The 351-nt window shown below is 38.2% G+C and carries 1 protein-coding gene; it reads left to right on the top strand.

The window, feature by feature from the left end; genetic code table 11:
• Positions 1–31: 31 nt before the first annotated feature.
• A partial coding sequence (locus HMPREF2853_RS03960) for a hypothetical protein (protein WP_148131394.1) occupies positions 32–351 on the top strand: 320 nt, incomplete at its 3' end.

The following is a 351-nucleotide window of genomic DNA, read 5'->3' as shown; positions in this document are numbered from 1 at the left end:
AGTGTCTTGAAACCAAAGGAGGAATTGAGCAATGTCCGTTAAACAGATCCAACCGATGCGAATTCAAAGTATTAAGGCAAGTATTAAGGTTTCGACAGATGAGATTTCAAAGGGGATGTCGACTATCATTGATGCACCGGTTACAAGTAGTCTAGAGTCTTGTGCAGGTCTCGCAAAAACATGTATGGAAAATTTAGTAGAGACGGTAGACTCATTAGATGGCTTTATGAACAAGATTGCGGAAGCTTTTAAAAATATGGATACCGATTTAGCGGGATCTATTGAAACGAATGAGATTTATACAGTTTCACCACAAGAGTATACAGAAAAGAAACGAATCCAACAGAAGAT

This window comes from Streptococcus sp. HMSC077F03, from assembly GCF_001812375.1.
Lineage (GTDB): Bacteria > Bacillota > Bacilli > Lactobacillales > Streptococcaceae > Streptococcus > Streptococcus oralis_S.
The sequence above is the reverse complement of the archived record's forward strand: the minus strand, read 5'-3'. Positions and strand labels throughout refer to the sequence as shown.